The sequence below is a fragment of the Paenibacillus xylanexedens genome, assembly GCF_007676705.1.
In the GTDB taxonomy this organism is placed as follows: Bacteria; Bacillota; Bacilli; order Paenibacillales; family Paenibacillaceae; genus Paenibacillus; species Paenibacillus xylanexedens_C.
On sequence record NZ_VEBF01000990.1, the window covers coordinates 1 to 217 of the forward strand.

Sequence of the window (217 nt, forward strand, 5' to 3'; positions counted from 1 at the left end):
GGTGGGTGATGGGGGTCGTGAGAGTGGGTGGGAAGAGGATAGGGAGGGGAAGGAGGAGGAGAATTGGGATAAGATAGATGAGAATGAGTATATTTTTGAAGGATATAATAGGTTGAAAAATTTGATGATAAGAGGGGATATTGTAATAAAGGGAGCGGGTATAAGAGGATTTGTTGTGGGAAAGAAATATCTGGCTGTGATGGAGATTGTTGATCTG

Annotated in this window: 1 protein-coding gene; it reads left to right on the top strand. The window is 42.4% G+C overall.

From position 1 onward, the window contains the following. Nucleotides 1-217 (top strand): hypothetical protein (locus FS628_RS31850; protein ID WP_186328091.1); only part of this gene is annotated, 217 nt, incomplete at both ends.